Below are 12,761 nucleotides of genomic sequence, written 5' to 3'. Positions count from 1 at the left end.
GAACAGATTCCCATGAGGAACGAATGCGCATCTCGCTGATGATCGGAGCTGTCGCAGCCCTGTCGGTAATGTCTGGACTCGCATACGGCCAAACCGGCAGCCAGCCCGGCGTGGTCACCGGCGGCGCCGCAGGGGTCACCGTCAACGGCAAGCCGGCCGCGCGCAGCGGTGACACCACCAGCAATGGCGGCCCGCTCGTCGAGGGCGTGCCCAACGTCCTGATCAACGGCAAGCCCGCCGTGGTGATGGGCGATCGCACGCATTGCGGCGGCAAGACGACCTCGGGCAGCCACGGCGTCTTCATCAACGGCAAGCCGATGGTCCGCGAGGGCGATCAGACGTCGGGCTGTCCGCAATAGCGCGCGCATTCTGCCGGCGCGGCAGATCAGCGAGGTTCGTCCGCAGTGCCCGATCAAGCGCTCCGGCTTGCAGCAGTCTGCGCTATTTCATTCGCGTAATCGCCGCCCCGGCAGTTCTTGAAGAATTCGATCATCCATCGCGCCGCGGGTCCCGGCGGCTCGGCAACCCGGTAGGCTGCGAACATCGGCAGCGGCAGTCCTCCGGGCGGCGCTTCCTCGATTGCGAGTTCGACCAGCCGCCCCGCTGCGATGTCGTTTGCCACGGTGTGATAGGGCATGCCTCCCCATCCGAGGCCATTAAGGAGAAACGCATGCTTGGCGAAGAGATCCGCCAGGCGCCACGTCGAAGCGGACATCACGCCGATCTCGCGGCCCTGCGAAAGCGTCGAGCGATCGGTCAGGACGAGTTGCACATGCCGCGCCAGTTCCTCCTTCGGAATGGCTCCCCGATAGGAGGCAAGCGGGTGGTTCGAAGCAGCCACGAACATGAACTTGATGCTGGCCACACGCTCCTTGACCAGGTCGGGCGGCAGCTGTGGCAGCGACCCCACGATCCCGACGCTCACGCGTCCGTCGATCACCGGTTGCACCGCGCCTCCCAGCGCTTCGACATAGAGCCGCAGCGGCGTCGCCGGAAACTGAAGGCGAAACTGCTGGGCAAATTCGGCAACCGCCTCGATCGGGAGAAACACGTCCACGACCGCGGTCAACTCGGCCTCGAGCCCGCCGGCGATGCCTTTCGCACGCGCCTTCATGGCGTCGACGTCGGTTATGACCGTGCGCGCGTCCGCCAGCAGGATGACGCCTTCCGTCGTCAGCTTCGGATAACGGCCCGCGCGGTCGAACAAGACGACGCCGAGATGGGCCTCCAGGTTCAGGATTGCCTCGCTGACCGCCGATTGGGTCCGCTGCACGCGACGCGCTGCGGCCGAGAAGCTGCCCTCATCGGCAGCGGCCACGAACATCCGCAGCTGGTCGAACGATACGCTCTCAAGCATTGTGGCCTCGTATCGGCTTACCCGATGGATAATATCAGCATATAGTGGCTACCGCCGATAGAGCCAGATCCTACTTCTGCACTTGAAAGGCGCCTCGTCCTCGCAGCGAGGCGTACGGAGCAAAGGTAGGGAACCCTCAAAATGGCACTCGGCACACAACGATTTCTGCCCGTCCGTGTCGGACGCAACACCCTGGCCAACCGGTTGGTCATGTCACCGATGACCAGAAGCCGCGCGGGACTCGATGGCACGCCGGGAGACCTCGCGGCTGAATACTACGCCCAGCGCGCCAGCGTCGGCCTGATCGTCACCGAAGGCACGCAGCCCTCGGACGACGGCCAGGGCTATCTCGCCACGCCCGGCATCTACACGGCCGCGCACATCGCCGGCTGGAAGAAGGTGACGACGGCCGTTCACGGCAAGGGCGGACACATCTTCATCCAGCTGATGCATGCGGGACGCATGTCGCACCCCGACAATACGCCGCATCATCGCCAGGGCGTTGCACCGTCCGCCATCGCCCCGGGGGCGCCCATGTTCACGGCGACCGGGATGAAGGACATTCCGGTGCCGCGCGCGCTGTCGATCGAAGAGATCCGCCAAACGGTCGCCGATTTCCGTCATGCCGCGCGCGCCGCCATCGAGGCTGGTGCTGATGGCGTCGAGATCCATGGCGCGAATGGTTATCTGGTCCAGCAGTTCCTCGCTCCAAGCGCCAACACGCGCACCGACCAATATGGCGGCTCGATCGAGAACCGCGCGCGCTTTGCCATCGAAGTCGCTAACGCAATTGTAGCGGAGATCGGTGCGGACAGGACGGCGATCCGTTTGTCGCCCGGCACAACGCTCGGCGGCATCGACGAGGGCGCGGATGGCCCTGCCCTGTACCATTACCTGGTCGCCGAACTCGACAAGCTTGGCCTTGCCTACCTTCACATCCTTCACAACGGCGACGACCGCCTGGTGGCTGACCTGCGCGCGCTGTGGAAGCGGCCCCTGATCCTGAACCGTCCGGGTCATTCCGCCGAGCAGATCGGCGCCGATCTCGCATCGGGCCTGGCGGACCTTGAAGCCTATGGACGGTTGGTCCTCGCCAACCCGGATTTCGTCGCGCGGCTGAAGACCGGCGCGCCGATGAACGACGCCGATCACACCACCTTCTTCGGCGGCACAGCCCGCGGCTACACCGATTATCCTGTGCTGGAGGCAGCCGCGGCGCTTTGAAGTCGATCCCCTAGAAAATGCCCAAGGAAAAGGAAGCCTCCGGCAGCCCGCCGGAGGTTTTCCTCAATTGCCCGCGCCTTGGTTCGGCAGCGTCATTTGACCGCCGAGAACGACGTCGGCACCAACAGCTGGTTGACGATGTTGAGGACGATCTGGCCGTCCTCCTCGGTCTTGGCACGCGCGCTGATCCATTCCGGATCGGTCGCAAACGCGGTCCACTTCTTCTCCCGCTCGGCAAGCGATTCCCAGGCCAGCAGATAGGTCAGTTCCTGGTTGGATTCACCGACCAGCGTCGTGAAGAAGCCGGCCTGCCTGATCCCGTGCTTGTCCCAGAGTTTCAGTGTAATGGTCTCGAAGCGCTTCAGTAGCGTCGGCAGCCGGCCCGGCAGGCAGCGATAGACGCGGGTCTCGTAGATCATTGGCAGTCCTCCCAGATCGTGTTGTGCGGGCGGTTATAGCCAGCGGGTTCCAGGCTGTCTTGAGGGGGCGACAACATGGCACCCCTGCTCCTCGGAAGCGGCCATTTCCGCAATGTTGTTGCAATGTTACTTGCCCTAAAACCGGCTGTTCGGGATCTGGACCCAAAGGGACATGCGGATACTGCTGGTTGAAGACGAGGCCGAAATGGCGGCGGCGCTGTCGCAGGCGCTGAAGGGCTACGACATGGTCGTCGATCATGTGCCGACCCTTGCCGAGGCCGAGGAAGCGATTTCCGCCGACGTGCATGGCGCCGTCCTGCTCGACCGCCAGCTCCCCGACGGCGATGGCCTCACGCTGATCCCGAAGCTGCGCGCCAAGGCCGACGGGGTGCCGATCATCGTGCTGACCGCACGCGGCGACCTAGCCGACCGCATCACCGGCCTCGACAGCGGCGCAGACGACTATCTGGCCAAGCCGTTCGCCGTCGAGGAGCTGTTGGCGCGGCTGCGCGCCGTGCTGCGCCGTCCCGCCGGCGTGCAGTTCGAGATCATCAAGGCCGGCCGCATCGCGTTCGATTGCAGCCATCGCGAGGCCAGCGTCGATGGCCGCCCGCTCGAGCTGCCGCGGCGCGAGTTGCTGGTGCTGGAGACGCTGCTGCGCCGGATGGGCCGCACCGTACTGCGCGGGGCGCTCGAGGAAGCCGTCTACAATTTCGAGGACGAGATTCAGTCGAACGCGCTCGATGCTCACGTCTCGCGGCTGCGGCGCAAGCTCGCCGAGTCCGATGCCGGCGTCGAAATCCACAGCATCCGGGGCGTGGGCTACCTGCTGAAGCAGTTGTCATGAGCGAGCCCGCCGATCACTATTGCCTGCACTCGCAACTGAGCTGGCGCCTGGTTGCGCTGCAGGCAGCCCTGCTGACCGGACTCGTGCTCACGGTGCTTGGCGCACTGTGGGCATCGGGCTTCCTGCTGGTCAACCGGGATGAAGACCGCGTCATCGACGTCGTGCAATCGGCCGTCGCGCGCAACGCGCAGGGCGAACTGGTGCTGCGTCCGACCGACGATCTCAACAAGCTGCGCGCCGAGATTCCCGATCTCTGGTTCGCGGTGCGGGACCGCGAGGGGCACACGCTCTCCGAAGGCGACGTGCCAGCCGATTTCGCGCGGATCGGCAATGCCCTCGATCATATCAGCCAGGCGCGGCTCGGTTACCAGATGCTGGAGGACAGTCCCGGCAAGCCGGCGGCGCGGCTGAAGCGCGTCAACACCGATGCCGGAAACGTCCAGATTCTCACCGCGACGCAAGGCCGGATGACCGGAACCAAGGCGCTCTTGGTGATGGCGGCGACGTGCCTGGGCTCTACCCTGCCCGGCCTGTTGCTGATGGCATGCGCCACCTTCATCGCGACGCCGATGGTGGTGCGGCGCGCCTTCGCCGGCATCGAGTCCGCGTCCGACGAGGCCCGCCGGATCGATTTCCGCCAGCGCGGCAGCCGGCTATCGGCCGACCATTTGCCACTCGAAGTCGTGCCGCTGGTGAGCGCCGTCAACGACGCGCTGAAGCGGCTCGACGACGGCTACTCGCGCCATCAGCGCTTCGTCGCGGATGCCGCGCATGAATTGCGCACGCCGATCGCGATCCTCAACACGCGACTGGAATCACTACCGTCGGGGCCGGAGAAGACCCGCCTGCTCGAGGATGCGGCCCGCCTTGCAACATTGGCCGAGCAGCTGCTCGACATCCAGCGCTTCGACCAGTGCCGCAATCCGTTCGGCCGCGTCGATCTCGTCGCGGTCGCGCGCAGCGTCGCCGCCGACCTCGCGCCGCTCGCGATCGCGGCCGGATACGAGCTGTCGCTCGATACCGCAACCGATCGGATCGAGACGCTGGGCGACCGCGCTGCGCTGGAGCGCGCGCTGACCAATCTCGTGCAGAACGCCATCCAGCATGGCGGCCGCCGCGGCACCATCACCATCCATGTCGGCAGCGCCGCGACGATCGACGTCACCGATGAAGGCGACGGCATTCCCAAGGATGAGCGCACGCGGATCTTCGATCCGTTCTATCGGCTTGCGCCGCTCGATCGCGGCGCCGGTCTCGGACTCAACATGGTGCGCGAGATCGCACGGCTGCACGGCGGTCACGTCTCCGTGCTCGACGGACCGAAGGGCGGCGCGAGCTTCCGTCTCACATTACCGCCGGCGCCGTTCGCGTCGTAACACACGCAACATCGCGCAATGTTGTCGCAATGCAGACCCCGCAAAGAAGAGATCGCGCCGCGCAATCGAGTCGAGGCGCTGCGACACTTTGCTGGGAATCCCAATGGCACATGATCTCCTGTCTTTCTTCACGGCGTGGATGGCGGCCCCCGGCCGCGTCGGCGCCATCGCGCCCTCGGGCACAGCGCTCGCCGAACTGATCACACGCGACATCAGCGCCAAGACCGGTCCGGTGCTGGAGCTCGGTCCTGGAACGGGCGCCTTCACCTATCAACTGCTGAAGCGCGGCGTGCGCCAGCAGGATCTCACGCTGATCGAATACGGTTCGGATTTCATGCGGCTGTTGCAGCTCCGCTTTCCCGGCGCGCGCGTGCTGTGGATGGACGCCGCGCGGCTGGCCTCGGAGCGGCTTTACGAGGGCGCGCCGGTCGGCGCCGTCGTCAGCGGACTGCCGCTGCTCAACATGTCGCCGCGCAAGGTGATATCAATCGTCAGCGGCGCATTCAGCTACATGCGTCCCAATGGCGCGTTCTATCAATTCACCTATGGCATGCGCTGCCCGGTGCCGCGGCCGATCCTCGACCGGCTCGGCCTGCGCGCCACGCTGGTCGATCGCGCCATCCTCAACGTGCCGCCCGCCGCGGTCTACCGGCTGACGCGACGCCCGCAATACAAGCTCATCACGCGCGACGTCACCCCTGCGGCCGATGCAGGCGTCTCACCTATCAAGAAGGAAAGCCAGGCCAGCAAGGACTGCGCCGCCGTGTGACGGCGCAGCTGATGGCAGCTTACATCAGCCGGCTTTGCTTCGCTGCCGCCTCGATGAACGACGCAAACAGCGGATGCGGCTCGAACGGCCGCGACTTCAGCTCGGGGTGGAACTGGACGCCGATGAACCAGGGATGGTCCTCGTACTCGACGATCTCGGGCAGCACGCCGTCGGGCGACATGCCGGAGAAGCGCAGGCCGTGCTGCTCGAGGCGGTCCTTGTAGGCGGTGTTCACCTCATAGCGATGGCGGTGCCGCTCGGAGATCTCGGTCGCGCCGCCATAGACCTGCGAGACGCGGCTGCCGCGGTTCAGCGCCGCGGGATAGGCGCCGAGCCGCATGGTGCCGCCGAGGTCGCCGCTCTGCGAGCGCTTCTCGAGCTCGTTGCCGCGCAGCCACTCCGTCATCAAGCCGACCAGCGGCTCCTTGGTCGGGCCGAACTCGGTCGAGTTGGCCTCCTCGATGCCGACCAGATTGCGCGCCGCCTCGATCACGGCCATCTGCATGCCGAAGCAGATGCCGAAATACGGCACGTCACGCTCGCGCGCGAACTGCGCCGCGCGGATCTTGCCCTCGGCGCCGCGCTGGCCGAAGCCACCGGGCACCAGGATGCCGTTGACGTGCTCGAGGAACGGCGCCGGGTCCTCGTTCTCGAACACCTCGCTCTCGATCCAGTCGAGATTGACCTTCACCTTGTTGGCGATGCCGCCATGCGAGAGCGCCTCGATCAGCGATTTGTAGGCGTCCTTCATGCCGGTGTACTTGCCGACAATCGCGATCGTCACCGCGCCTTCCGGATTGCGCACGCGCTCGTTGATCACGTTCCAGCTCTGCAGCGCCGGCGGAATCTTCGCCGTGATGCCGAACGCGGCCAGCACCTCGTCGTCGAGGCCGGCGGCGTGATAGGCCTCCGGCACGGCGTAGATGTTGTCGACGTCGCGCGCCTCGATCACGGCGCTCTCGCGCACGTTACAGAACAGGCCGAGCTTGCGCCGCTCTTCCTTCGGGATTTCGCGGTCGGTCCGGCACAGCAGGATGTCCGGCTGGATGCCGATCGAGCGCAGCTCCTTGACCGAGTGCTGCGTCGGTTTTGTCTTGAGTTCGCCGGCACTTGGAATGTACGGCAAAAGCGTCAGGTGAATGTAGACGGCGTGATCGCGCGGCAGCTCGTTCTTGAGCTGGCGGATCGCCTCGAAGAACGGCAGGCCCTCGATGTCGCCGACCGTGCCGCCGATCTCGACCAGCACGAAATCGTACTCGTCGTTGCCCGACAGCACGAATTCCTTGATCGCGTTGGTGACGTGCGGGACCACCTGGATGGTGGCGCCGAGATAGTCGCCACGGCGTTCCTTGGTGATGATGTCCTGGTAGATCCGCCCGGTCGTGATGTTGTCGGCCCTGGTGGCCGGACGACCGGTGAAACGCTCGTAATGGCCGAGATCGAGATCGGTCTCGGCGCCGTCGTCGGTCACGAACACTTCGCCGTGCTGATACGGCGACATCGTTCCGGGATCGAGGTTGAGATAGGGATCGAGCTTGCGAAGGCGGACTTTGTAGCCTCGGGCCTGCAGCAGAGCGCCAAGCGCCGCCGATGCCAGACCCTTTCCGAGCGAGGAGACCACGCCGCCGGTGATGAATATGTACCGCGCCATGGGACTTTACCTTTAAGCCGCTTCCTGCGATTCGCAAAACGAATCGGCTGTTCCCGGCAAACAAATCACCGGGCTGTGGGTTACGTTAAACTGAGAGCGATTTCAGAGCATTGATGGGGATTTCTGATGCAGAATGCCAGCGCTGCATCCTGCATGGCGCCCCTGCTTTATTGCGACCGTGGTGCCTGCGGGCCGCTCGGGGCCTGCTGACCCTGCTGCTCGTCCGTCTTCTTCAGCGAATCCAGGATGCCGCCGGAGGTCGGAGGCGTCAGCGGCGCGCCGCCGGCCGGCTGGGTTTGCGCCGGTGCGCCGGTGCCGATGATCGAGCTCGGCTTGCGGTCGTAGCCCGCATACCAGGACAGGAACAGGCTGGTGAGGAAGAAGCCGGCCGCGAGGATCGCGGTGGTCCGCGACAACAGATTCGCGGTGCCGCGGCTCGACATGAAGCCGGCGCCGCCGCCCATGCCAAGGCCGCCGCCTTCGGATTTCTGCAACAGCACCGCGCCGATCATGACGGCGACGATCATGAGATGGATAATGATAACGACAGTCTGCATCGCAAGCCTTCCGTCACAAGCCGCCAAGCAGCCAGACAAACGGCGCTATCGGCTCTGCGGTTTTTCGTGAAGTCGCGCCCTGTTACACGATTGGACCGGGCATTGTCACCCCCGAGATAGTCGCAATGGCTGACATCTCAAGCGGCGGCGATTGCGTCGGTTCGCGCCTTGATCGGAACCGGTCGTTTCCATTATAATAGACGTATGGATACTTTGGTAGACAATCTGAGCCAGCGCCTGGCGCAGCGGATCCGGCTCGAGCGCGACGGCCGGGGCTGGTCGCTGGCCGAACTCGCGGAGCGCGCCGGCGTCTCGAAGGCGACGATCAGCAAGATCGAGCGCGCCGAGGTCAGCCCGACCGCGGTGGTGCTGGTGCGCCTCGCCTCGGCCTTCGACCTCACATTGGCCGGGCTGATGTTGCGCGCCGAGGGCCAGGGCGAGCGGCTGTCGCGCGCCGCCACCCAGCCGGTCTGGCGCGATCCGGAAACCGACTATCTGCGCCGCCAGGTGTTCAGCCGTCCCGATCATCCCGTCGAGCTGGTGCGGGTGGAAATGCCGCCGAAGCAATCCGTGACCCTGCCCGCCTCGTCCTACGCCCACATCCGCCAGCTGGTCTGGGTGCTGAACGGCAGCCTCGTCATCACCGAGGGCGGCGCGCGCCATGTACTCGCGAGCGGCGATTGCCTCGGCTTCGGCCCGCCCGCTGAGACCACCTTCGCCAACGAAACCAACGCCGGCTGCACCTACGTGGTCGCCCTGGCCCGGAGTTGATGCATGTCGCAGTTTGCCATCAAGCCGCTCGAGGATGCGCCGGCGATTCGCAGTGCGCTCGGCGAGCTGTTGATTGAGACCGTCGCCAGCGGTGGCTCCGTCAGCTTCATGCATCCGCTGTCGCCGGATGACGCCGCGGCGTTCTGGCAAGATTCGCTGGGCGCCGCCGCGCGCGGCGAGCGAGTAGTGCTCGGCGCGTTCGACGGCGACAACCTGATCGGCACCGTGACGCTGCTGCTGAAACTGCCGCCGAACCAGCCGCACCGCGCCGAGATCGCCAAGATGATGACGCGCCTGAGCCATCGCAACCGCGGCGTGGCGACGGCGTTGCTGCGCGCCGCCGAGCAGCTGGCGATCGCGCACGGGCGCATGCTGCTGGTGCTCGACACCGCCGTCGACGATGGCGCCGCGCCGCTTTACGAGAAACAGGGCTTTCAGCTCAGCGGCATCATCCCGGACTACGCGTTCAAGCCGCATGGCGGCCTCACCGGCACGATGATTTATTGGAAGCGGATCGGGACGGCCCTCAACCCGTCACCCTGAGAGGATGTGAGGCTATATCCTCGTCCGCCGCTGTCATCGCCCAGCTTGAGCCGGGCGATCCAGTACGCCGCGACCTCTCGGCTCAAGCACCGCGGTCTCTGGGATACTGGATCACCCGCATGCGCGGGTGATGACACTGAGCAAGCTGAGCAATCACCCCGTCACCCTGAGGAGCGCGTAGCGCGTCTCGAAGGGTCGACGGCCACCAGCCGGGCCCGTCGATCCTTCGAGACGGCCGCTTCGCGGCCTCCTCAGGATGACGGTGCGGGAGCTCGGCGCCCTGTCTAACAGCCCGCGGCGATCGCCAAAAAGTCCGATGCCTTCAGGCTGGCGCCACCGACCAGCGCGCCGTTGACGTTGGCGACGGCCATCAGCTCGGCGGCGTTCGACGGCTTCACCGAGCCGCCATAGAGGATCCTGATCTTGTTTCCCTCGCCCTTGAAGCGATCGGTGAGCTGACCTCGGATAAACCTGTGAACTTCCTCGACATCCTTGGCGGTCGGGGTGAGGCCGGTGCCGATCGCCCAGACCGGTTCATAGGCCACCACCAGATTGGCCGCGGTCGAGCCGTCGGGCAGCGAGCCCGCAAGCTGGGTGCCACAGACGTCGAGCGTCTTGCCGGCGTCGCGCTGCTCGCGCGTCTCGCCGATGCAGACGATCGCGGTCAGCCCGGCGCGCCAGACGGCCTCCGCCTTCTGCCGAATCAAGGCGTCTGTCTCGCCATGGTCGGCGCGCCGTTCGGAGTGGCCGACGATGATGGCGACCGCGCCGAGATCCCCAAACATTTCCGCCGAGAGGTCGCCGGTGTGGGCGCCCGACGCCTTCGGATGGCAATCCTGGGCGCCGACGGCCACCTTCGAGCCGCGCGCCTTGTCGGCGAAGGCCCCGACCAAAGTCGCCGGCGGGCAGACCAGGAGATCGGCCTTCCCGGCGACATCGCCGGCGCCGGCCAGCATCGCGTCGAACTCGGCAAAAGAGGATTTCAGGCCGTTCATTTTCCAATTGCCGGCGATCAGCGGCCGGATGGCGTCGGTCATGTCGGATTTCCCATCATTCAAGCGTGCCCCTGCGCTATCAGAGCCGGGCGGCGACTTCCAGAGTGCGGCTTCGCGCCCGCCGTGCGACGCTTCCGCCCGCGCGCCCGAGGTTGCGGGGGGACACGAGCCACTTTATAAGCGTTTTCAATTCGGTGACGCCCTGCTGCCGGACAAAAAGTCCCGACTTTTAGTCCCACTTGGGCACGATCCGGTTCCCCTCCTGTAAAACAAGTTGGACCCATGCTTCGAGGAATGCGGAAAGCCTCATCAAATTGGCTCGGCAAGACGATTATGGCCGTGGTGATGGGCGTTTTGATCGTCAGTTTCGGAATTTGGGGCATTGCCGACATCTTCAAGGGGTTTGGCCAGTCGACCTTCGCCAAGGTGGGCGGGACCGAGATTTCGGCCGAGCAGTTCCGCCAGATCTATACCGACCGGCTGCAGCAGCTCGGCCGCCAGTTCGGCCGTCCGCTGACCCCGGACCAGGCGCGCGCCTTCGGAATTGACCGCCAGGTGCTGCAGCAGACGCTCGCGGAGGCCGCGCTGGACGAGGAAGCGCGCCGCATGGGCCTCAACCAGTCCGACGCCGAGGTGCTGCGCACGATCTACAACGATCCGAACTTCAAGGGCCTCAACGGCCAGTTCGATCCGCAGCGCTTCCAGTCCGTGATCCGCAACTTCGGCTATACCGAGGGCCGCTACATCGCCGAGCAGCGCCGCGTCGGCCTGCGGCGGCAGATCGCCGGCACCATCTCGTCCGGGATCGAGCCGACCAAATCGATGGTCGAGGCGCTGACCCGTTTCCAGAACGAGCAGCGCTCGATCGACTATGTCACGCTCGGCGCCGCGCAGGCCGGCACCATCGACCCGCCCTCGCCCGAGGCGCTCGCCGCCTATTTCGAGGACCACAAGGTCCAGTTCCGCGCGCCCGAGTACCGCAAGATTGCCTTCGTCGCGATCACGCCGGAAGAAATCGGCAAATGGGAAACCGTGTCCGACGAGGATGCCAGGAAGATCTTCGAGGAGCGCAAGGACCGGCTCAGCACGCCGGAGAAGCGCGAGGTCTCGCAGATCGTGTTTCCGGACGCTGGTGAGGCGCAGGCCGCCCGCGCCCGCATCACCTCGGGCGCGTCGTTCGACGACATTGCCAAGGAGCGCAAGCTCAATCCCGCCGACGTCAATCTCGGCCTGGTCGCGAAATCTGCGATCCTCGATCCGGCCGTCGGCGATGCCGCCTTCTCCCTGCCCGCGGGTGAAGTCAGCCAGCCGGTCCAGGGCCGCTTCGGCGTGGCGCTGGTCAAGGTCGGCAAGATCGAGCCTGGCGTGACCCCGAGCTATGAGAGCCTTGCGCAACAGGTGAAGAACGAGATCGCGACCGAGCGCGCCCGCACCAAGGTCGCCGAGCTGCGCGACAAGATGGAAGACGAGCGCGGCGGCGGCTCCAGCGTCATCGACGCGGCGCAGAAGCTGAAACTGACCGCCGTCACCATTGACGCGATCGATCGCTCGGGGCGTCTGCCGAACGGCCAGGTCGCGTCGAACATCCCGCGCGGCCTCGACGTGGTGTCGCAGGTCTTCAACAGCGACGTCGGCGTCGACAACGACCCGATCCATTTCAACAACGGCTATGTCTGGTACGACGTGCTCGGCATCACGCCGTCGCGCGAACGCACCCTCGACGAGGTCCGCGATCAGGTCGAGGCCAAGTGGCGCGAGGACCAGATCTCCGCCAAGCTGCGCGCCAAGGCGACCGAGATCGTCCAGAAGCTCGACGGCGGCGCCAAGCTCGCCGACGAGGCCACCGCGGCCGGCGTCAAGGTCGAGACCGCTGCGAACTTCCGCCGCGAAGCCACGCCGCCCAACGTGCCGGCGGGCGTGATCGCGGCTGCATTCCGCACCGCCAAGGACGGCGACGGGCAGACCTCCGCAGCCGGCGGCAGCCAATGGGTGGTGTTCCGCGTCACCGATGTGACAGTGCCCCCGGTCGACTTCGCCTCCAACGAGGTCAAGCAGCTCTCCGAGGCGCTGCGGCGCTCGCTAAGCGACGAGCAGGTCGCGCAATACGTCGCGAAGATCGAGACCGACATCGGTGTGACCGTCAACCAGGCAGCCTTCGCACAGGTGACAGGCGCGAATAATTGAGCATGATCGGGACAGCGCGACGACGTGCTGCGCGGCGATCAAGCTCCAACAACAGACCCTGAGCCAGC

At 65.7% G+C, this 12,761-nt stretch carries 13 protein-coding genes; 8 read left to right on the top strand and 5 right to left on the bottom strand.

All coding sequences use genetic code 11. The features are described 5' to 3' along the window. The first annotated feature begins 23 nt into the window (after nt 1–23). Nucleotides 24–359: a PAAR domain-containing protein gene (locus tag ACE10Z_RS23160; protein ID WP_375782824.1), complete on the top strand. Its 336-nt coding sequence runs from the start codon at nt 24–26 to the stop codon at nt 357–359. Between the two features lie 53 nt (nt 360–412). Here ACE10Z_RS23160 and ACE10Z_RS23155 read toward each other — a convergent pair whose 3' ends face one another. Continuing rightward, entirely contained in the window at nt 413–1,357 is a 945-nt protein-coding gene (locus ACE10Z_RS23155) for a LysR family transcriptional regulator (protein ID WP_375782823.1), read from the bottom strand. Between the two features lie 141 nt (nt 1,358–1,498). Here ACE10Z_RS23155 and ACE10Z_RS23150 point away from each other — a divergent pair, with 141 nt between their 5' ends. Further along, nucleotides 1,499–2,581, top strand: a complete 1,083-nt coding sequence (locus tag ACE10Z_RS23150; protein ID WP_375782822.1) for an alkene reductase — start codon at nt 1,499–1,501, stop codon at nt 2,579–2,581. 92 nt (nt 2,582–2,673) lie between these two features. On the opposite strand, the gene ACE10Z_RS23145 is transcribed toward ACE10Z_RS23150, so the two are convergent. After that, complete coding sequence (locus ACE10Z_RS23145; RefSeq protein WP_375782821.1) at nt 2,674–3,000, bottom strand: NIPSNAP family protein; 327 nt, start codon at nt 2,998–3,000, stop codon at nt 2,674–2,676. 172 nt (nt 3,001–3,172) lie between these two features. Between ACE10Z_RS23145 and ACE10Z_RS23140 the strand changes: the two genes are divergently transcribed. From ACE10Z_RS23140 to ACE10Z_RS23130, 3 genes are all read left to right on the top strand, one after another. Then, nucleotides 3,173–3,847, top strand: a complete 675-nt coding sequence (locus tag ACE10Z_RS23140) for a response regulator (protein WP_375782820.1) — start codon at nt 3,173–3,175, stop codon at nt 3,845–3,847. Beyond that, entirely contained in the window at nt 3,844–5,223 is a 1,380-nt protein-coding gene (locus ACE10Z_RS23135; RefSeq protein ID WP_375782819.1) for a sensor histidine kinase, read from the top strand. Before ACE10Z_RS23140 ends, ACE10Z_RS23135 begins: the two co-directional genes overlap by 4 nt. Before the next feature lie 103 nt (nt 5,224–5,326). Then, nucleotides 5,327–5,992, top strand: a complete 666-nt coding sequence (locus tag ACE10Z_RS23130) for a class I SAM-dependent methyltransferase (RefSeq protein ID WP_375782818.1) — start codon at nt 5,327–5,329, stop codon at nt 5,990–5,992. A 19-nt stretch (nt 5,993–6,011) separates the two neighbouring features. On the opposite strand, the gene ACE10Z_RS23125 is transcribed toward ACE10Z_RS23130, so the two are convergent. Next, complete coding sequence (locus ACE10Z_RS23125; RefSeq protein ID WP_375782817.1) at nt 6,012–7,643, bottom strand: CTP synthase; 1,632 nt, start codon at nt 7,641–7,643, stop codon at nt 6,012–6,014. Between the two features lie 167 nt (nt 7,644–7,810). Beyond that, complete coding sequence (gene secG / locus ACE10Z_RS23120) at nt 7,811–8,200, bottom strand: preprotein translocase subunit SecG (protein ID WP_050419627.1); 390 nt, start codon at nt 8,198–8,200, stop codon at nt 7,811–7,813. Nucleotides 8,201–8,404: 204 nt separating this feature from the next. On the opposite strand from secG, the gene ACE10Z_RS23115 reads away from it, so the two are divergent. Together ACE10Z_RS23115 and ACE10Z_RS23110 are read left to right on the top strand one after the other, a co-directional pair. Continuing rightward, nucleotides 8,405–8,971: a helix-turn-helix domain-containing protein gene (locus tag ACE10Z_RS23115; protein ID WP_375782816.1), complete on the top strand. Its 567-nt coding sequence runs from the start codon at nt 8,405–8,407 to the stop codon at nt 8,969–8,971. 3 nt (nt 8,972–8,974) lie between these two features. Next, entirely contained in the window at nt 8,975–9,514 is a 540-nt protein-coding gene (locus ACE10Z_RS23110; protein ID WP_375782815.1) for a GNAT family N-acetyltransferase, read from the top strand. Between the two features lie 284 nt (nt 9,515–9,798). Here ACE10Z_RS23110 and tpiA read toward each other — a convergent pair whose 3' ends face one another. Then, complete coding sequence (gene tpiA, locus ACE10Z_RS23105) at nt 9,799–10,551, bottom strand: triose-phosphate isomerase (RefSeq protein ID WP_375782814.1); 753 nt, start codon at nt 10,549–10,551, stop codon at nt 9,799–9,801. Nucleotides 10,552–10,791: 240 nt separating this feature from the next. On the opposite strand from tpiA, the gene ACE10Z_RS23100 reads away from it, so the two are divergent. Then, nucleotides 10,792–12,693 carry a peptidyl-prolyl cis-trans isomerase gene (locus ACE10Z_RS23100; RefSeq protein WP_375782813.1) on the top strand — a complete coding sequence of 634 codons (1,902 nt, stop codon included), beginning with the start codon at nt 10,792–10,794 and terminating at the stop codon, nt 12,691–12,693. Nucleotides 12,694–12,761: the final 68 nt, after the last annotated feature.

It is taken from the genome of Bradyrhizobium sp. Pha-3 (genome assembly GCF_042258615.1).
Classification (GTDB): Bacteria; Pseudomonadota; Alphaproteobacteria; order Rhizobiales; family Xanthobacteraceae; genus Bradyrhizobium.
Note: the sequence above shows the minus strand (reverse complement) of the source record. Positions and strands in the feature narration are given on the sequence as shown.